This window comes from Streptomyces sp. NPDC046759 (genome assembly GCF_040645475.1).
Lineage (GTDB): Bacteria > Actinomycetota > Actinomycetes > Streptomycetales > Streptomycetaceae > Streptomyces.
This window is the reverse complement of record NZ_JBEYYJ010000041.1, coordinates 34,901-53,601: the sequence shown is the minus strand read 5'-3', so window position 1 is coordinate 53,601 and position 18,701 is coordinate 34,901. Positions and strand designations below refer to the sequence as shown.

The 18,701-nt window shown below is 71.8% G+C and carries 10 protein-coding genes, 1 tRNA gene and 1 pseudogene; 6 read left to right on the top strand and 6 right to left on the bottom strand.

Annotated features, from left to right (window positions below; genetic code table 11):
• Positions 1–69: 69 nt before the first annotated feature.
• The 3 genes and pseudogenes from ABZ919_RS37370 to ABZ919_RS37360 form a co-directional block, all read right to left on the bottom strand.
• On the bottom strand, positions 70–4,320 hold the full coding sequence (locus ABZ919_RS37370) for a HAMP domain-containing protein (RefSeq protein ID WP_361257377.1): 4,251 nt from the start codon (positions 4,318–4,320) through the stop codon (positions 70–72).
• A 226-nt stretch (positions 4,321–4,546) separates the two neighbouring features.
• Positions 4,547–5,047: a thiamine pyrophosphate-dependent enzyme gene (locus ABZ919_RS37365; RefSeq protein ID WP_361257374.1), complete on the bottom strand. Its 501-nt coding sequence runs from the start codon at positions 5,045–5,047 to the stop codon at positions 4,547–4,549.
• Between the two features lie 293 nt (positions 5,048–5,340).
• A pseudogene (locus tag ABZ919_RS37360) lies at positions 5,341–6,162 on the bottom strand (thiamine pyrophosphate-binding protein); the annotation flags it as partial.
• Between the two features lie 291 nt (positions 6,163–6,453).
• On the opposite strand from ABZ919_RS37360, the gene ABZ919_RS37355 reads away from it, so the two are divergent.
• From ABZ919_RS37355 to nrfD, 3 genes are read left to right on the top strand one after another with little or no spacing between them, the layout of a single operon-like run.
• Positions 6,454–7,386 carry a cytochrome b N-terminal domain-containing protein gene (locus ABZ919_RS37355; RefSeq protein ID WP_361257372.1) on the top strand — a complete coding sequence of 311 codons (933 nt, stop codon included), beginning with the start codon at positions 6,454–6,456 and terminating at the stop codon, positions 7,384–7,386.
• A gap of 16 nt (positions 7,387–7,402) precedes the next feature.
• Positions 7,403–8,419 carry a 4Fe-4S dicluster domain-containing protein gene (locus ABZ919_RS37350; protein ID WP_361257369.1) on the top strand — a complete coding sequence of 339 codons (1,017 nt, stop codon included), beginning with the start codon at positions 7,403–7,405 and terminating at the stop codon, positions 8,417–8,419.
• Complete coding sequence (gene nrfD, locus ABZ919_RS37345; protein ID WP_361257366.1) at positions 8,416–9,429, top strand: NrfD/PsrC family molybdoenzyme membrane anchor subunit; 1,014 nt, start codon at positions 8,416–8,418, stop codon at positions 9,427–9,429. The genes ABZ919_RS37350 and nrfD overlap by 4 nt, the downstream gene beginning before the upstream one ends.
• A gap of 27 nt (positions 9,430–9,456) precedes the next feature.
• On the opposite strand, the gene ABZ919_RS37340 is transcribed toward nrfD, so the two are convergent.
• Both ABZ919_RS37340 and proP read right to left on the bottom strand, forming a co-directional pair.
• The gene (locus ABZ919_RS37340; RefSeq protein ID WP_361257363.1) at positions 9,457–10,053 is read right to left on the bottom strand and encodes a DUF4232 domain-containing protein; all 597 of its coding nucleotides are present in this window, start codon (positions 10,051–10,053) and stop codon (positions 9,457–9,459) included.
• Between the two features lie 116 nt (positions 10,054–10,169).
• Entirely contained in the window at positions 10,170–11,639 is a 1,470-nt protein-coding gene (proP, locus tag ABZ919_RS37335; RefSeq protein WP_361257415.1) for a glycine betaine/L-proline transporter ProP, read from the bottom strand.
• A 203-nt stretch (positions 11,640–11,842) separates the two neighbouring features.
• Here proP and ABZ919_RS37330 point away from each other — a divergent pair, with 203 nt between their 5' ends.
• On the top strand, positions 11,843–13,360 hold the full coding sequence (locus tag ABZ919_RS37330; protein WP_361257360.1) for an MFS transporter: 1,518 nt from the start codon (positions 11,843–11,845) through the stop codon (positions 13,358–13,360).
• A gap of 865 nt (positions 13,361–14,225) precedes the next feature.
• Positions 14,226–17,486, top strand: coding sequence for a formate dehydrogenase (fdh, locus tag ABZ919_RS37325; RefSeq protein ID WP_361257357.1), 3,261 nt, complete (start codon positions 14,226–14,228; stop codon positions 17,484–17,486).
• 35 nt (positions 17,487–17,521) lie between these two features.
• On the opposite strand, the gene selD is transcribed toward fdh, so the two are convergent.
• Complete coding sequence (gene selD / locus ABZ919_RS37320; protein ID WP_361257354.1) at positions 17,522–18,541, bottom strand: selenide, water dikinase SelD; 1,020 nt, start codon at positions 18,539–18,541, stop codon at positions 17,522–17,524.
• 37 nt (positions 18,542–18,578) lie between these two features.
• On the opposite strand from selD, the gene ABZ919_RS37315 reads away from it, so the two are divergent.
• Positions 18,579–18,675 (top strand) — tRNA-Sec (locus ABZ919_RS37315).
• Positions 18,676–18,701 lie beyond the last annotated feature (26 nt).

Below are 18,701 nucleotides of genomic sequence, written 5' to 3'. Positions count from 1 at the left end.
TCATGGGTGTTCACCGGATGAGTACTCCTCGGCCTGCGGACGGGCGGACGGGCGGTGCCATCGGCGTTCTCATGGCAGCCAGCGCCGGACGCAGGCGATGAGGTCATGGGTGTCCACCGGTTTCGTGACGTAGTCGCTGGCTCCGGAGGCGAGGCTCTTCTCCCGGTCGCCGTGCATCGCCTTGGCGGTGACGGCGATCACCGGCAGGTCGGCGTACTGCGGCATGCTGCGGATCTCCGCCGTGGCCGCGTACCCGTCCATCTCGGGCATCATCACGTCCATCAGCACGACTTCGACGTCCGGGTGGCTCACCAGGGTCTCGATGCCCTTGCGGCCGTTCTCCGCGTGCAGCACCCGGAAGCCGTGCAGTTCGAGGATGCCGCTGAGCGCGAACAGGTTCCTCGCATCGTCGTCGACGACCAGGACGGTGCGGCCGCGGGTGTGCTCGTCCGCCAGGTCGGCCGGCGTGTGCTGGGACTCCTCGCTGCGGACCAGGGTGAGCACTTCACCCGGCTCCTCCGCGGACAGGTGCAGGGCGATCCGCTCCCGCAGCTCGTCCAGGCTGGCAAGGTACTCCAGGAAGCCGCCCGGCTCCGGCTCCGGGTGTTCGCGGTGGGAGCTGTGCACCAGCACGGGTACGCCGGAGAGGGCGGAGTCGCCGCGCACCGCTTCCAGGAAGCGGACCGACTCCCCGTCGGGTCCGCCCAGGTCCACGACGACGCAGTGGCAGGGCTCGGCGGCCAGGGCACCGGCCGCTTCCTGGGCGCCGACCGCGGTGATGACGTCGACGGGGATGCCGTTGCCGTGGCTGTGCTCCAGGTCGCCGACGACGCTCTCCGCGACCAGGGTCAGCAGGCCGCGTGGCCGTTCCTCCACGACGAGCAGCCTGCGTGGTCGCTGCCTCTGCGCGGTGACGCGGGGCGCCGGGGCATCCGGCTCGTGCCCGGCCGTGCCGTCCGGGCGCTGTTCGTGGGCCGCCTTGGCGATGCCGCGCCCGCCGCGCGGATGGTCGCCGAACTCGGGACGGGCCACGGGCAGGAACAGTGTGAAGGTGCTGCCCTTGCCGGGCGTGCTGTCGACGGTGACGGCGCCGCCGAGCAGGCGGGCGATCTCCCGGGTGATGGACAGGCCGAGCCCGGTACCGCCGTACTTGCGGCTGGTGGTGCCGTCCGCCTGCTGGAACGCGCCGAAGATGGTCTCGAGTTGCTGCTCCGGGATGCCGATGCCGGTGTCCGTCACACGGAACGCCACGACGGCGCCGCCGCGCACCACTTCCTGGGGCACCTCGTCGTCGGCGGCGGGCTCGACACGCAGCTCGACTCCGCCCTGTTCGGTGAACTTCACCGCGTTGGAGAGGAGGTTGCGCAGGATCTGCCGGAGCCGGGAGTCGTCGGTGAGCAGGTCGGCGGGGGCGCCGGCGGCCGTGGAGACGGTGAACTCGAGGCTCTTCTGCGAGGTCATGGGCCGGAACGTGGCCTCGACGTAATCGATGAGCTGCCGCAGTGCGACGCGCTCCGGCGTCACGTCCATCTTGCCGGCCTCGACCTTGGACAGGTCGAGGATGTCGTTGATCAGCTGGAGCAGATCGGAGCCGGCCGAGTGGATGATGCCCGCGTACTCGACCTGCTTGGGGGTGAGGTTGCGGGAGGGGTTCTGGGCGAGCAGCTGGGCCAGGATGAGCAGGCTGTTGAGCGGGGTGCGCAGCTCATGGCTCATGTTGGCGAGGAACTCGGACTTGTACTTCGAGGCGAGCGACAACTGCTGGGCCCGCGCCTCCAGTTCCTGCCGGGCCTGCTCGATCTGCAGGTTCTTCGCCTCGATGTCGCGGTTCTGCTCGGCGAGCAGCGAGGCCTTGTCCTCCAGCTCGGCGTTGGACCGCTGCAGCTCCTCCTGACGGGCCTGCAACTCGGCCGAACGGGCCCGCAGTTCGCTCGTCAGGCGCTGCGACTCCTCCAGGAGTTCGTCGGTACGGGCGTTGGCGACGATCGTGTTGACGTTGACGCCGATGGTGTCGACGAGCTGCTGGAGGAAGTCCCGCTGGACCGGTGTGAACGGGGTGACGGACGCCAGCTCGATGACGCCGAGCACCTGCTCCTCGAAGAGGATGGGCAGCAGCAACAGCGCGGTGGGCTCGATCTGTCCGAGTCCCGAGGAGATGGTGACGTACCCGGGCGGCAGCTCGTCCACGGCGATGGTACGGCGGCTGCGGGCGGCCTGGCCGACCAGGGAGCGGCCGAACGGCATCCGCTCCGGCCGGGTGTCCTCCTCGGGTCGGCCGTAGGAGCCGACGAGCCGCAGCTCGGGCCCCGACTCGCCGTCCTCGGCGAGGTAGAAGGCGCCGTACTGGGAGGACACCAGGGGCACCAGCTCGTCCATGATCAGCTCGGCGACGACGGGCAGGTCGCGGTGGCCCTGCATGAGGCCGGAGATCCGGGCGAGGTTGGTCTTGAGCCAGTCCTGCTCCTGGTTGGCCATGGTGGTCTCGCGCAGTGACTCCACCATGGAGTTGATGTTGTCCTTGAGGTCGGCCACCTCGCCGGAGGCGTCGACGGTGATGGACCGGGTCAGGTCGCCCTCGGCGACGGCGCTGGCCACGTCGGCGATGGCGCGGACCTGCCGGGTGAGGTTTCCGGCGAGTTCGTTGACGTTCTCGGTGAGCCGCTTCCAGGTGCCGGAGACGCCCTCCACCTCGGCCTGTCCGCCGAGCCGGCCCTCGGTGCCCACCTCGCGCGCGACGCGAGTCACCTCGTCCGCGAACGCCGACAGCTGGTCGACCATCGTGTTGATGGTGGTCTTCAGCTCCAGGATCTCGCCGCGGGCGTCGACGTCGATCTTCTTGGACAGGTCGCCCTTGGCCACGGCGGTGGTCACCAGCGCGATGTTGCGCACCTGGCCGGTGAGGTTGTTGGCCATGGAGTTGACGTTGTCGGTGAGGTCCTTCCAGGTGCCGGCCACGTTGGGCACATGGGCCTGACCGCCGAGCCGGCCCTCGGTGCCGACCTCTCGGGCCACCCGGGTCACCTCGTCCGCGAACGCCGACAGGGTGTCGACCATGGTGTTGATGACGCCGGCGAGGGCGGCGACCTCGCCCTTGGCCTCGACGGTGATCTTCTGCGACAGGTCGCCCCTGGCGACGGCCGTGGCCACCTGGGCGATGGAACGCACCTGGCCGGTGAGGTTGGAGGCCATCACGTTGACGTTGTCGGTGAGGTCCTTCCAGGTGCCGGCGACCCCGCGCACCTGTGCCTGTCCGCCGAGCCTGCCCTCGGTGCCCACCTCGCGGGCCACCCGGGTCACCTCGTCCGCGAAACCGGACAACTGGTCGACCATCGTGTTGATGGTGCTCTTCAGCTCCAGGATCTCGCCCCGCGCGTCCACGGTGATCTTCTGCGAGAGATCTCCCTGCGCCACCGCCGTGGCCACCTGGGCGACATTGCGCACCTGCGCGGTCAGGTTGCCCGCCATGAAATTGACCGAATCCGTCAGGTCCCGCCAGGTGCCCTTGACGCCCTTGACGTCCGCCTGTCCGCCGAGCCTGCCCTCGGTGCCGACCTCGCGGGCCACCCGGGTCACCTCGTCCGCGAACGCCGACAACTGGTCCACCATCGTGTTGATGGTGCTCTTCAGCTCCAGGATCTCGCCCCGCGCGTCCACGGTGATCTTCTGCGAGAGATCTCCCTGCGCCACCGCCGTCGTCACCTGGGCGACATTGCGCACCTGCGCGGTCAGGTTGCCCGCCATGAAATTGACCGAATCCGTCAGGTCGCGCCAGACACCGGCGACGCCGGGCACCTGGGCCTGTCCGCCGAGCCTGCCCTCGGTGCCCACCTCGCGGGCCACCCGGGTCACCTCGTCGGCGAAGGCGGAGAGCTGGTCGACCATCGTGTTGACGGTCTCCTTCAGCTGCAGGATCTCACCTCGCGCGGGCACGTCGATCTTCTGCGACAGGTCGCCCTTGGCCACCGCGGTGGCCACCTGGGCGATGTCACGGACCTGCGTGGTGAGGTTGCCCGCCATCGCGTTGACCGAGTCGGTCAGGTCGGCCCAGGTGCCGGAGACGCCCGGCACCTGCGCCTGACCGCCGAGGGTGCCCTCGGTGCCCACCTCGCGTGCCACTCGCGTGACTTCGGAGGTGAAGACGGACAGCTGGTCGACCATGCCGTTGAAGACGGTGGCGATGTCACCCAGCAGCCCCGGGGAGTCGTCCGGCAGCCGGGTGCCGAAGTCTCCGTCGCGCACGGCGGTCAGCCCCGCGAGCAGTCTTCTCAGTTCCTCGTCACCGGGGAGCCTTTCGGTCGTCCCGGTCGCCTTGCCGGCCATGCGCACCCTCGTCCCGCTCCCCAGGAGCCCTCGCTCGGAGGACTCGGAACCAACGCCGGGCACGTGGCCTGACCCGGCGATCGGTGTGTGCATTTCCGCTGTTCACGGATTTGCCTGATGAGAAAATACGCCGCAGGTTAACCCAGCCGGGCATGCTCCTACAAAAGCAATCGGCCATCCCTCGACGACTCGGAATTCGTTGGCCGGTGACAGGAAGGAAAGTGCTCTAGCCGGGTACACGGTCCTGTTTGGCCACGGATGGCGACAGGGGCGCGGCCGCCCAGTCCGGCGGGGTCTCGCCGTCCACCATGAACTCGAGGACCACCGGTCCGGGTTGGCGGAGGACGTCGGCCCAGCCGGCGGCGACGTGCCGGGGCCGGTCGCAGCGCACGGCCGGAATGCCCGCGAGCCGGGCCCACTCGGCGTACGGCATGGCGGGGACCTCGGCGGACAGCGGGATCAGCGCGTCGCCGGCCGCGGCCCGGCGCTGCCAGGTCAGCCGGTTCAGGTCGCCGTTGTTGAGGACGCAGAACACCAGCGGGGGAAGACCGGCCAGCCGGTCCAGATGGCGGCGGACGGTGATCAGTTCGTTCAGGCCGCCGGCCTGGAAGGCGCCGTCGCCGACGAGGGCGACGACCGGCCGGTCGGGGGCGGCGAACCGGGCGGCCAGGGCGTAGGGCACGGCGGCGCCGGGCAGGCCCAGGTGACCGGACAGCAGAGAGCGCATGCCGTTGCGGAGCCGGAGATGGCGGATCCACCAGTCCAGCGAGGTCCCCGAGTGGTGACGACGACGGCCCGGTCGGACAGCCGCTCGGACAGCTCGGCGACGACCGACCGCGGGTTGACGCACGTACCGAAGTAGCGGCTCGCCTTCGTGTCGCCGTCGGCCCGCCAGGACCGCACCGCCTTCTCGACCCGGTTGCGCCACGCCTGGTCCGTGCTGCGGCGCAGCAGCGGGATCAGTGCTTCGAGGGCCGCGGTGGCGTCGCCGTTCATCCGGACGGCCGGGAGCGCGTGGCCGAGGGGACAGTCGGCCGGTTCGCGGTCCACGGTGACGATCCTGCGGTGGGCGGCGCCCGGGGGGAGCCCGGGGCCCAGGTCCTCCGCCCCCACCAGGAGCAGGGTGTCGCACTCGCGGAGCAGCTCGGCTGCCACCTCACTGCCGAGCGGCCCCGCCACACCCGTGAGGTGCGGCAGGGCGTCGCGGGCCAGGGCCGTCGTGGCGATGCCGGCGCCGAGGAGCGAGGCCGCCCCCACCGCCTGCCCGGACGCGGCCCGTCCCGCGTTGCCCACGACGACGGCCGGCTTCCCGGCGCCGTTCAGCACCTCGGCCGCGCGCTGGACGTCCTGCCGGTCCGGTGTGCGCACGACAGGGCTGAAGTCCTGGGGAGCGGCTCCGGGGCCGTCGGGTCCGGCGGGTGCCGTCGCCGCGAGGACGTCGCAGGACACCACCAGGCTCGCGACGCCCCGGTCGCAGAGCGCAGCCCGCACCGCGCGGTTCAGGGCGTCGCCCATCAGCTGCAGCCCGCAGACCTCCTCGCAGAACACGGAGACCTCGGCCAGATGCCGGGTGACACGCCCGCCGGGCCGCCGGGTGATCGCTTCCGCCCCCACCACGGCCAGGACCGGAGTCCGGTCCGCCGCGGCGTCGTAGAGCCCGCCGAGGAGCCGCAGGGCGCCCGCGCCGGGCGGGGCGAGGCAGCAGCCGAGGAGGCCGGGGAACTTGGCGTCGGCGCACGCCATGAGGGCGGCGGACTCCGCGCCGCGCGTCTGCACGAACCAGGGGGCCCGCGCCCCGCCGGCCAGGGCGCGGATCAGCGGATCGATCTCGAGGCCCGGCACCCCGTAGACCCGCTCCGCGCCCCAGGCCCGCAGCCGGGCTGCGACCAGCTCGGACACGCTCCCCACGGTGACCTCCTTGCCCACTCCTCCGTCGCTCCGGGCAGCCCGGCGGCCACGCAGGCAATCGGAGCCCGGCCGTCGTTTCGAGCGCGCGGGGCCAGGGCACCCGTGCCACGCTCACATCAGAGCACCCAGAGTGAGGAACCCAGCACCGGGCGGAAGGGCGAGAACGCGGTGGCGGCGTCGGAGGAGCGCGGGTCCGCCCAAGACGGGGCGCGTGGGGAGCGTCCGGTGACGGCGCTGGACCGCAGGCTCCCGGTGGCGGCCGCGGGCAAGCAGTTCCTGCGCAAGGCGTTCCCGGACCACTGGTCCTTCCTGCTGGGCGAGTCGGCGCTGTACAGCCTGGTCGTGCTGGTGCTGACGGGTGTCTGGCTGACGTTCTTCTTCCATCCGGACATGACGGAACGGCCGTACACCGGCTCCTACCTTCCACTGCGCGGCACGTTCACCAGCGAGGCGTACGCCTCGGTGCTGCACATCAGCTTCGATGTGCGCGGTGGCCTGCTGGTGCGGCAGATGCACCACTGGGTGGCGCTGGCGTTCGTCGCGGCCATCGGCGTCCATCTGCTGCGGATCTTCTTCACGGGGGCGTTCAGGCGGCCCCGGGAGGTCAACCTGCCGGAACAGCACCTGTGCGACCGGCCGCGCAACCGGCCGACCCGGACCGCGCTGGGCGCGGCGGCCGTCTCGGCGTACGGGGTCCTGCTGCTGACGGGCGGGCAGGACGTGCTGGCCCTCAAGTTCGACCTGACGGTGGAGCTGATCACCCGGATGTTGCGCGCAGCGCTGTTCGTGGTGCCGCTCGTGACGTACCACGCCACCCAACGGGCCTGCCTCGGTCTGCAGGCCGCCGACCGGCGGCGGCTGCTGGACGGCGGGACGACGGCGGAAGTGCGGCGCACGGCCGGCGGTGGCTACGAGGAGGCGCACACTCTGCTCTCCCGCGAGGAGGCCTACCGCATCCTCGTGCGCGACCTGCCCCGGCCGCGCCCCGAGGGCACCGAGGCCTGGCGGTGGTTCCACCGGCATCGGCTGCGCAACGCCCTGAGCCGCTGGTACTTGGCCAAGAGCGTGGAGATGCCGGTGACGTCCTGGCTGAAACGCCGGGTCGAGGCCGTGCGAGCGGCGCCGGACGAGGTACCCGAGGAGGGCGAGGAGTCATGAGCGAGGAGGTCCGGCGATGAGGGACGGTGACGAGGTCCGCGCGAATCTGCTCTACGGCCCGCAGCCGGACGTGGCCGGGGCCTCCGGCTACCCGGACGCGCCGCCGCGGATGGGTTTCTTCACCGACACGTCGGTGTGCATCGGCTGCAAGGCGTGCGAGGTGGCGTGCAAGGAGTGGAACGCCATTCCGGAGGACGGTCTCGTCTGGACGGGCATGTCGTACGACAACACCCAGGGGCTGGGCGCCGACACCTGGCGGCACGTGGCCTTCATCGAGCAGCGCAAGCCGTTCGGCGGGCAGGAACCCGGGGTCGCGCACGACGACGTCGACGTGTTCGCCGCCGCGGCTCGACTCGGCACCGGCACCGCCTCCCCCGGCCCGGGAGCCACCACTCCCCCGCCGGGGCAGGCGCCCGAGGGACCTCCGGCCGGCCAGATCTCCCCTCTCTCCCCGGACGGCCGCACCGAGTTGCGCTGGCTGATGGCCTCCGACGTGTGCAAGCACTGCACGCACGCGGCCTGCCTGGACGTATGTCCCACCGGGGCACTGTTCCGCACCGAGTTCGGCACGGTCGTCGTCCAGGAGGACGTCTGCAACGGCTGTGGCTACTGCGTTCCCGCCTGCCCCTACGGCGTCATCGACCAGCGCCAGGACGACGGCCGGGTCTGGAAGTGCACCTTGTGCTACGACCGGCTCGGCGTCGGCATGGAGCCCGCCTGCGCCAAGTCCTGCCCCACCGAGTCGATCCAGTTCGGCCCGCTCGAGGAGCTGCGGGAGCGGGCGCAGGCGCGGGTGGCCCAGCTGCACGCGGCCGGTGTGGCCGACGCGCAGCTGTACGGACAGAGCCCGGACGACGGGGTCGGCGGCGACGGCGCGTTCTTCCTGCTGCTGGACGAGCCGGAGGTGTACGGGCTGCCGCCCGACCCGGTGGTCACCACCCGCGACCTGCCCGACATGTGGCGGCACGCGGCGCTGGCCGCGGGCTCGCTGGTCGTCCTCGCCCTCGGCAGCTTCGTGAGGAGGCCGCGATGAGCGAATCCGACGTCACCCGGGACGGCGTCCAGGACACACGGCCCGGCCGGCAGGCGCCGACCGGCGCGCACGCGGGACGCCGCAGGCGCCGGCGCGGGCGGGGCGAGCAGCCGATGGTGCCGGACGCGGAGTTCTCGTCGTACTACGGCAAGCCCGTACTGAACAAGCCGACCTGGGAGCCGCTGGACATCGCCGGATACCTGTATCTCGGCGGCCTGGCCGGAGCGTCGTCGCTGCTGGCGGCCGGGGCCCAGGCCACGAACCGGCCGGGGCTGGCCGCACCGGCGAAGCTCGGGGCGGCCGGGGCCATCTCCCTGTCGCTGGCCGCCCTCGTCCACGACCTCGGCCGTCCGGCCCGGTTCCTGAACATGCTCCGCGTCCTCAAGCCCACCTCTCCGATGAGCGTGGGCTCGTGGCTGCTGACGGCGTACGCGCCGCTGACGCTGACCGCGGCGGCCACCCAGGTGGCGGGCCGGTACCGGCTGCTGGGGTCGGCCGCCACGCTGGGCGCCGCCGCCCTGGGCCCCGCGGTGGCGACGTACACCGCGGTGCTGCTCTCGGACACGGCGGTGCCTTCCTGGCACGAGGGTTACCGGGAGCTGCCGTTCGTGTTCGCGGGTTCCGCCGCCACGGCGGCGTCCGGTCTCGCCCTGGCCGCCGCTCCGGCCGCCGAGGCCGGGCCCGCCCGCCGGCTGGCCGCCTTCGGGGCCGCCCTGGAGCTGGGTGCCTTCCGGACGATGAAGCGGCGCATGGGCCTGGCCGCCGAGCCCTTCGAGCAGGGCAAATCGCACCTGTGGCTGCGGGCGGCGGAGCTGCTGACGGCGGGCGGCGCGGCCCTGGCCCTGTGTTCAGGGCGGGACCGGCGCCTCGCCCTGGCGGCCGGGGCCGCGCTGCTCACCGGTTCGGCGGCCCTGCGCTTCGGCGTTTTCCACGCCGGAGTGGCCTCCGCCGAGGACCCCAAGTACACGGTCGTACCACAGCGGGAGCGGCTGGCGGCGCGCGGCCGCTAGTGCCTCACCGCCGTACGACGCTCACGCTCAGGGGTTGACGGGGATCCGGTACGCGAGAGCGGTCACCCTGAGGTCGCCGAAGTCGACCCACTGCGGGAACTTCAGCGTCTTGTGGCTGGTGGCCGCGGGCGGCGTGACCTCGAGGTAGGCGGCGTGCACGGCGTCGGAGGTGCCGGTGTCGGCGTGCGTCCACGATATGACCGCCTCCGCGACGGCGCCCTTGCGCAGCGTCAGCGTGGTCTTGGGCGGGCTCTTCGCGTACCAGGTGTCGCCCCAGTGGGTGGTCGAGTGGAGCGTGCGGTGCGCGGCGTTCTCCAGGCCGAGGCCCGGGTAGCCGCGCAGCAGGCAGGTGTGGGTGCCGGTGTTCTTCAGCTTGACCACCACGCCCTGGTGATTCATGCCGCCGCCCAGTTCCTCGCCGAACGAGGCGCTCAGCGCGGAGACGGCGCAGGTGGGCGTCGCCGTCGTGGCCCGCGTGCCGGCGGCCTGGGCCGCCCCCGCGCCGGCGATCCCCAGTCCGGCGACGGCGGTCACGGCGAGCGTCGCCCGCACGAGGCGCCGGCGCCGGCCGGACCGGGGGTCCATGGCGGTGCCGCGCGTGTGGCTGCGGTGCTGGTGGGTCATGGTGAGGGCTCACCCCTTCGTGGTCGGCTGCGTGGTTCGCCTTACCCCAGGTGTGATGCCGGGCGTGCGGGAAAAGTTCGGTCGGGTTTGCGCCAGACCTGGTGCCGGTCGCAGCACTAGGGACGGGCGGAGTCGGCCGCGACGAGTTCGGCGGCCTCCTCCTGCGTCTCCACGCAGGGCGGGGAGCCGGCCAGCGGCTTGTTGGCGGTCTCCCGCATGCACAGGACGGCGGCGACGCCGACGGCCGCGGCGGCGGTCGCGTAGTAAGCGGGCATGAGATTGGTGCCGAAGGCGCTGATCAGGGCGGTGATCACGAGGGGGGTGGTGCCGCCGAACACCGAGGTGGAGACGTTGTAGGCGACCGACAGGGAGCCGTAGCGGACGTGGGTGGGGAAGATCGCCGGGAGCGCCGCCGACATCGTGCCGAGCAGCGCCACCAGGGACAGGCCCATCAGCAGCAGACCCAGCGTGACGAGGGCGACGCCGCCCTGCCGGATGAGGAGGAAGGACGGCAGGGAGAGGAAGAGGAAGCCGAGCATCCCCGTCATCAGCAGCGGTTTGCGCCCGAAGCGGTCGGAGAGGCGTCCGACCTGGTTGATGACACCCATCTGCAGGACCATCACGAGGAGCAGGATCAGCAGCCCGTGGTCGGTGCCGTAGCCGAGTTCGTCGGACAGGTACGTCGGCATGTAGGAGAGCAGCATGTAGTCGGTGATGTTGTACGCGGCGACGAGCGCGAGGCACAGCACCAGCGGCCGCCAGTACCGCGTGAAGATCTTGCCGAGGTCGGAGGCGGCCGAGGTCTCCACGGCGTCCGCGGCCCCGCTCTCCGGGACCCCGGCGCCCTCCAGTTTCCGGAAGGCGGGCGTCTCGTCCAGCCTGAGCCGCAGGTAGAGGCCGATGAAGCCCAGCGGGGCCGCGACCAGGAAGGGCACGCGCCAGCCCCAGTGCAGCATCTGGTCCTCGCTGAGGACGCCGCTGAGGACGACGACGAGCCCGGACGCTCCGACGTACCCGGCGAGCGTGCCGAACTCCAGGAAGCTGCCGAAGAAGCCGCGCCGCTTGTCGGGCGCGTACTCCGCGATGAAGGTCGAGGCGCCTCCGTACTCCCCGCCGGTCGAGAAACCCTGCACCAGCCGGAAGAGGATCAGCAGGGCCGGGGCCCAGAGACCGATGGCGGAGTGCGGGGGGATGAGGCCGATGGCGAAGGTGCCCACCGCCATCATGATCATGGTGATGGAGAGGATGCGTTTGCGCCCGAGCCTGTCGCCGAGGGGCCCGAAGACCATGCCGCCGACGGGTCGCACCAGGAAGGCCACCGCGAACGTCGCGAACGAACTGAGCAGTTGGGCGGTGTCGTTCCCCGAGGGGAAGAAGACCTTGCCGATGGTCGACGCCAGATAGCTGTAGATGCCGAAGTCGTACCACTCCATCGCGTTGCCGAGGGCCGCGGCCTTGGTGGCGCGCCTGACCGCGGCGTCGTCGGTCACGGTGATGTCCGCACGCCGCAGCTCAGGACGGCGTCGTTCCTCACTCGCGCGGAACAGTGCCCGGTGGCGTCGCACAGCTGCCGTCTCCTTTCGCAGGTCGCCTTTCCCAGTAGCACAACGCCTGCGCAGATCTTCCGCTCCCAAACGGATGCCTTCGCCTCGCGTCCGGTCGGCCACCGTGGGTGACGGCCACGGAGGGACTCGTCCCCGGCTCGTCGCGGGCGCATGCTGGGGCGTGTGCCTCGTGCCGCCGGGGGAACCTGGTCCGTTCGGGTGCGCACCTGGTGAGAGGAGCCCAAGTGGCGGCGTCGGCGTCAGCGGCGGGCGACGGGCAACGGGGCGGTCAGGAAGCCGGGTACGAGCCGGATCCGAACCGGTGGCGGGCCCTGTGGGTCACCCTGGTGGCCGGCTTCATGAGCCTGCTGGACGTGACGATCGTGGCGGTCGCCCTGCCCACGATCCAGCGCGATCTGCACGCCTCTCCCGCGCAGGTGCAGTGGGTGGTCTCCGGATACGCCCTCGCCTTCGCTCTCGCCCTCGTCACGGCAGGCCGTCTCGGCGACGCGCTGGACCGGCGCCGTATCTTCCTGCTGGCCCTCTGCGGCTTCGTGGTCTTCAGCGCGACCTGCGGAGCGGCTCCGGACATCACGCTCCTGGTGGTGGGCCGCCTCGCCCAGGGGCTGGCGGCCGGCTTCATGGCGCCGCAGAACTCCGCGCTCATCCAGCAGATGTTCCGTGGCGCCGAACGCGGCCGCGCCTTCGGCTTCTTCGGCGCCACCGTCGGCGTGTCCTCCGCCGTCGGCCCCATCACCGGCGGCGCCGTCCTCGCACTGGCATCCGGCGCCCAGGGCTGGCGCTGGATCTTCTACGTCAACGTCCCCATCGGGATCCTCGCCGTCCTCCTGGGCCGCCGCCTGCTGCCCCGCACCCGCCCGTCGGGCCGCGGACGCGTGGACCTGCCCGGTGTCCTGCTCCTCGGCCTCGGCGTCCTGGCGCTCATGTACCCCTTGGTCCAGGCGGACTCGGGCGGCCTCGGCCGCGTGTGGTGGCTGTTCCTCGCCGGCGCCGCGGTCCTTGCCGTGTTCGCGCAGTGGCAGCGCCGCCTGGTCGAACGCGGCGCCCAGCCACTGCTCGACCCACGCCTGTTCACCACGGTGCGCGGCTATGCCGTCGGCGCCGGCGTCGGCACGCTGTACTTCATCGGGTTCAGCGGCGTCTGGCTGGTCTTCGCCCTCTTCTACCAGCACGGTCTGGGCTACTCCCCGCTCAAGTCGGGCCTCGCGGTGACTGCCTTCGCCCTCGGCTCGGCGAGTGCGGCCGTGGTCGCCGGCCGCCTCGTGGAACGGTTCGGACGGCTGCTCACCGTCTGCGGCCTCGCGGGTGTGATCGTCGGCCTGGGCGGCACCGTGTTGCTGCTCCGCCTCGCGCCCCTCGACATCGCGCCGTGGGTCGCCGCCCCGGTCCTGCTCCTCGGTGGCATCGGCAGCGGCTTCGTGGTCTCCCCGAACATCACCATGACGTTGCGGGACGTGCCGGTGCAGATGGCCGGCGCGGCGGGCGGGGCGCTGCAGACCGGACAGCGGCTGGGCGCCGCGGTGGGCACCGCCGCCCTGCCCGGCCTCTTCTACCTGGTGCTCGGCAGGAGCCACGACTATCGCGGCGCCCTGGTCACCGCGCTCGGCGCCGCCCTCGTCGGCATGGTGGCGTCCCTGGTCCTCGCGGCGTACGACTGGCGGCGCGACCGGCGGACGCGCCCACGGCACCGCAAGTGCCCGGACGAGGTCGCCCACAACCCCATGCACGCCCGGCACGCCTGAGGGCCGGCGACCTCGCACCGCCCGCGGCGGCCCCGGAACTCACCGGCCCGGTCACCGGGCGCAGGTCCGGCACCCAGAAGGAGTGGATGACGTCCCGCGACGTGACGTGGAACCGCACCGTGCGGCCGGTCGGCACGACGAGCGTCGGGAAGTCCTTTCCCTTGCAGGTCCCGGAGACCTTGCGGTGCGCCGCGGACTGCGGGTAGCCGAAGGTCCAGCACCACTGGAATCCGGTGACGTCGACGCGCAGCGGCCCGGGACCGGCGGCGTGGTTCTCCTCGTGGTTCTGCCAGGCGGTCCACGACACCAGGAAGATCGCGAAGGCGGCGAGGGCGCCGACGTAGAAGGCCTCGAAGCGGGGCCGCTCGGGCCGGTCGGAGACCTCCGTCCGCCGGCGCACCAGGGCCCAGGCGAGGACACCGAGGATCACCACGAACACGCATGCGGCGACGATCGACTCCCGTGTGAAAACGGTCCCGAAGACATGTCACTGCCTCACCGGGCCGCCGCCTTCACCCCAACGCCCCTGACGCTCACGCGATCACGCCCGTCACTTCATCGGGACCGTGACCACCCGGACCTTACGGGCGCATGCACGGTCCGTGCGCCGGCACACGGCAGGGGCGGAGTCCCCCGGATCGGCGCCCTCACACCTGGGCGGGGGCCCGTTCGGCGGCACCCGGGACGGTCCGTTCGGCGCAGTCCGCGACGGTCCGTAGGGCGGATCCCGAGCCGGTCCGTACGGCGGAGGCGCGGGCGTCCGTTTGACCGAGTCCGGCCGGGGTACTCCGCGCCGCACCGGGGCGAGAGATGCCGTGGCCGCTCGTATGCGGGGAAATCGAGGCACCTGGCGGGAGGAGTGACTGTGGGCGTACGCACCTGGATCGACTCCTGGCCGGTCTACCGCCAGCTGACGGGCACCGATCTGCTGGGCCGGGGTGCCGCGGCGAAGAGCGGACCGACCGAGCGGTTGCGGCCCCGGGTGACCCGTGCCGACCGGGTGGTCAAGTCCGTCTGCCCGTACTGCGCGGTGGGTTGCGGCCAGAACGTGTACGTCCAGGACGAGCGGGTGACCCAGATCGAGGGCGACCCGGACTCCCCCGTCTCGCGCGGCCGGCTGTGCCCCAAGGGCGCGGCGAGCCTGCAGCTGACCACGGGGGACGCCCGCGAGCACCACGTCCTCTACCGGCGCCCGCACGGCACCGAGTGGGAGCGCCTCGACCTCGACACGGCGATGGACATGATCGCCGACCGGGTGATCGAGGCACGCCGGGCGGGCTGGGAGTGGGAGGTCGACGAGACCCGCACCCGGCGCACCCTGGGTATCGCGAGCCTCGGCGGGGCCACGCTGGACAACGAAGAGAACTACCTCATCAAGAAACTGTTCACCGCGCTGGGAGCGATCCAGATCGAGAACCAGGCGCGTGTTTGACACTCCTCCACCGTTCCCAGTCTGGGAACCTCGTTCGGACGCGGCGGCGCGACCACCTTCCAGCAGGACCTGCAGAACGCGGACTGCATCGTCATCGAGGGCTCGAACATGGCCGAGTGCCATCCGGTCGGGTTCCAGTGGGTGATGGAGGCCAAGGCGCGGGGCGCGAAGGTGATCCACGTCGATCCGCGCTTCACCCGCACCAGCGCGCTGGCCGACGTGCACGTGCCGCTGCGCGCCGGCACGGACATCGCGTTCCTCGGCGGGATCATCAACTACGTCCTGCAGCAGGAGAAGTACTTCCGCGACTACATCGTGGCGTACAGCAACGCTCCGGTGCTCCTGCGGGAGGACTTCTGCGACACCGAGGACCTGGCGGGCGTCTTCTCCGGCCTCGACACCGGCAACCGCAGCTACGACAACCGCAGTTGGCAGTACGAGGGCACCGAGATCCAGGCCGCCTCGGGCCAGCGCGACCAGGAGTACCAGAAGCGCACCGGCGGCGGCAGTTCGGTGACCGAGGCGGCACGCGGCGAGGCGCACGGCTCCGGCGGCGCGGTGATCGGCGAGGGCGAGCCCGAACGGGACGAGACACTGACCCACCCCCGCTGTGTGTTCCAGGTGCTCAAGCGGCACTACGCCCGCTACACACCGGAGATGGTGGAGCGGATCTGCGGGGTGCCGCAGGATCTGTTCCGGCAGGTGTGCGAGCTGGTCACGGAGAACTCCGGCCGGGACCGGACCACGGCCTTCGCCTACGCGGTCGGCTGGACGCAGCACACGGTGGGCGTGCAGTACATCCGCGCGGCGGCCGTGCTGCAGACCCTGCTGGGCAACATCGGCCGGCCCGGCGGCGGCATCATGGCCCTGCGCGGGCACGCCTCCATCCAGGGCTCGACGGACATCCCCACCCTGTTCAACCTGCTGCCGGGCTACATCCCGATGCCGCACGCCCACCAGAACCAGGATCTGGACGCCTTCGTGAAGGCCGAGGCGGCCCACAAGGGCTACTGGGGCAACATGCGCTCGTACCTGGTGAGCCTGCTCAAGGCCTACTGGGGTGACGCGGCCACCGCCGACAACGACTTCTGCTTCGACTACCTCCCCCGGCTGACCGGCAGCCACTCGGCGTACGAGACGGCCATGGCCCAGCTGGCGGGCACCTGCAAGGGCTACTTCCTGTACGGCGAGAACCCGGCGGTCGGCAACGCCAACTCCAAGGTGATGCGGCTCGGCATGGCGAACCTCGACTGGCTGGTGGTCCGCGACTTCTCGCTGATCGAGTCGGCGACCTGGTGGAAGGACGGGCCGGAGATCGAGACCGGCGAGCTGCGCACCGAGGACATCGGCACCGAGGTGTTCTTCCTGCCGGCCGCGGCGCACACCGAGAAGGACGGCAGCTTCACCAACACCCAGCGGCTGCTGCAGTGGCACCACCAGGCGGTCGAGCCGCCCGGCGAGGCGCGCAGCGACCTGTGGTTCACGTACCACCTGGGGCGGATCATCCGGGAGAAGCTCGCCGGGTCCTGCGACGAGATGGACCGGCCCGTGCTCGATCTGGCCTGGGACTATCCGGTGAAGGGCGGCATCGCCGAACCGGACGCGGAGACCGTGCTCGCCGAGATCAACGGCCGCGACGCCGAGGGCAGCCCGCTCTCCTCGTACGAGCAGCTGAAAGCGGACGGCTCGACCACCTGCGGCTGCTGGATCTATTGCGGAGTGTACGCCGACGGCGTCAACCAGGCCGCTCGCCGCAAGCCCGGCCGGGAGCAGGACTGGGTGGCGGCCGAGTGGGCGTGGGCGTGGCCCGCCAATCGCCGGATCCTGTACAACCGCGCCTCCGCCGACCCGCAGGGCAGGCCTTGGAGCGAGCGCAAGGCACTGGTGTGGTGGGACGCGGAGAAGGGCGAGTGGTCCGGGCACGACGTGCCGGACTTCAAGAAGGACACGTCGCCCGATCACGAGCCGCCCGAGGACGCGACCGGTCCGGAGGCCCTGTCGGGCACCGACCCGTTCATCATGCAGGCCGACGGCAAGGCCTGGCTGTACGTGCCGTCCGGACTGACCGACGGTCCGCTGCCGGTGCACTACGAGCCGCAGGACTCGCCGTTCCCGAACCTGCTGTACGAGCAGCAGCGCAACCCGGTACGGCAGTTGATCGAACCGATTCCCGACAACCGCTACCAGCCGAGCGGCGACGAGACCGGCTCAGAGGTGTTCCCGTACGTGGCCACCACCTACCGGCTCACCGAGCACCACACGGCGGGCGGCATGTCCCGTTGGCAGCCCTATCTCGCCGAGCTGCAACCGGAGTTCTTCTGCGAGGTCTCCCCCGAGCTCGCTGCGGAGCGCGGGCTGGAGCACACCGGGTGGGCGACGATCGTCAGCGCGCGCGGAGTGATCGAGGCACGGGTGCTGGTGACGGACCGGATGGCACCGCTGACCGTGCACGGGCGCCGGCTGCACCAGGTGGGCCTGCCGTACCACTGGGGTCCCAACGGGTACAGCACCGGGGACGCGGCCAACGAGCTGCTGCACCTGTCCCTGGACCCGAACACGCACATCCAGGAGGCGAAGGCGTTCGCCGTGGACATCCGCCCCGGCCGCAGGCCGCGCGGTCCGGCCTCGGTGGAACTGGTGCGGGCCTACCGGACCCGGGCGGGCATCGACGAGCACACGGGTACCGAACCCTGAGCCGCACCCGGGCACGATCGCCCGGGACCCGAGTCCTACCTGAGCACGATCGAGTGGGGCCCGCGGGGCACCAGCTCCCCCACCACCGGCGCTCCCGGCACCTCCCCGGCGACCAGCAGCCCGCCGGAGGTCTGGGCGTCGGCCAGCAGCAGCCGGGTGTCGGCGTCGGTGTCCCCGAAGTCGGTACACGGGGCGACCCATTCGAGGTTGCGCCGGGTGCCGCCACTGACGTACCCGTCCCGGACGGCCTCCCGGGCCCCGTCCAGGTACGGCACGGCGGCGGTGTCGACCACGGCGGTCACGCCGGAGGCCCGGGCCAGCTTGTGGAGGTGGCCGAGGAGACCGAACCCGGTGACGTCGGTGGCACAGGTGACCCCGGCCGCGAGGGCCGCCTCGGCGGCGTCCCGGTTGAGCGCCGTCATGGTGGCGACGGCCTGTTCGAATCGCTCGCCGGTGACCTTGTGCCGGTTGTTGAGCACGCCCACGCCCAGCGGCTTGGTCAGCGACAGCGGCAGCCCGGGCCGGCCGGCGTCGTTGCGCAGCAGCCGCTCCGGATCGGCGATGCCGGTGACGGCCATGCCGTACTTCGGTTCCGGATCGTCGACGCTGTGCCCGCCGCCGACGTGGCAGCCGGCCTCGGTGGCGATGTCCAGTCCGCCGCGCAGCACCTCGCGGGCCAGGTCGAAGGAGAGCCGGTCGCGCGGCCAGGCCAGCAGGTTCACGGCGAGTACCGGCCGGCCGCCCATCGCGTACACGTCGGACAGGGCGTTGGCGGCGGCGATGCGTCCCCAGTCGTAGGGGTCGTCCACCACCGGGGTGAAGAAGTCGGCCGTGCTGACGAGCGCCGTCCCCCGGTGGGTGACCACGGCCGCGTCGTCGCCGGTGGCTAGTCCCACGAGCAGCGGGGTGTCGCCCCCGGCGAGCGGTGGCACGGTCAGCCCCGCGACCACCTCCTCCAGCTCGCCGGGCGGGATCTTGCAGGCGCAGCCGCCGCCGTGGGCGTACTGGGTGAGTCGGACGTGTGCCTCGCGGATCGGTTCCGAAGTCGATGTCATACCGGTGGTCTCCTGGGGCAGTAGCCTGACGAGCGGTGGAGGCGTGTGGGTGCCTGGTGGCCCTCCCGGTCTTCAAAACCGAGGGGCCCGAGGATCTCGGGCCGGCGGGTTCGATTCCCGTCCGCCTCCGTCCACCGCGTCCGCACGGCAGCGCCGGCGC

Coding starts and splice junctions, on each gene's coding strand:
- ABZ919_RS37370 (WP_361257377.1), bottom strand. CDS start 4,320: ATGGCCGGCAAGGCGACCGGGACGACCGAAAGGCTCCCCGGTGACGAG.
- ABZ919_RS37365 (WP_361257374.1), bottom strand. CDS start 5,047: ATGCGCTCTCTGCTGTCCGGTCACCTGGGCCTGCCCGGCGCCGCCGTG.
- ABZ919_RS37350 (WP_361257369.1), top strand. CDS start 7,403: ATGAGGGACGGTGACGAGGTCCGCGCGAATCTGCTCTACGGCCCGCAG.
- nrfD (WP_361257366.1), top strand. CDS start 8,416: ATGAGCGAATCCGACGTCACCCGGGACGGCGTCCAGGACACACGGCCC.
- ABZ919_RS37340 (WP_361257363.1), bottom strand. CDS start 10,053: ATGACCCACCAGCACCGCAGCCACACGCGCGGCACCGCCATGGACCCC.
- selD (WP_361257354.1), bottom strand. CDS start 18,541: ATGACATCGACTTCGGAACCGATCCGCGAGGCACACGTCCGACTCACC.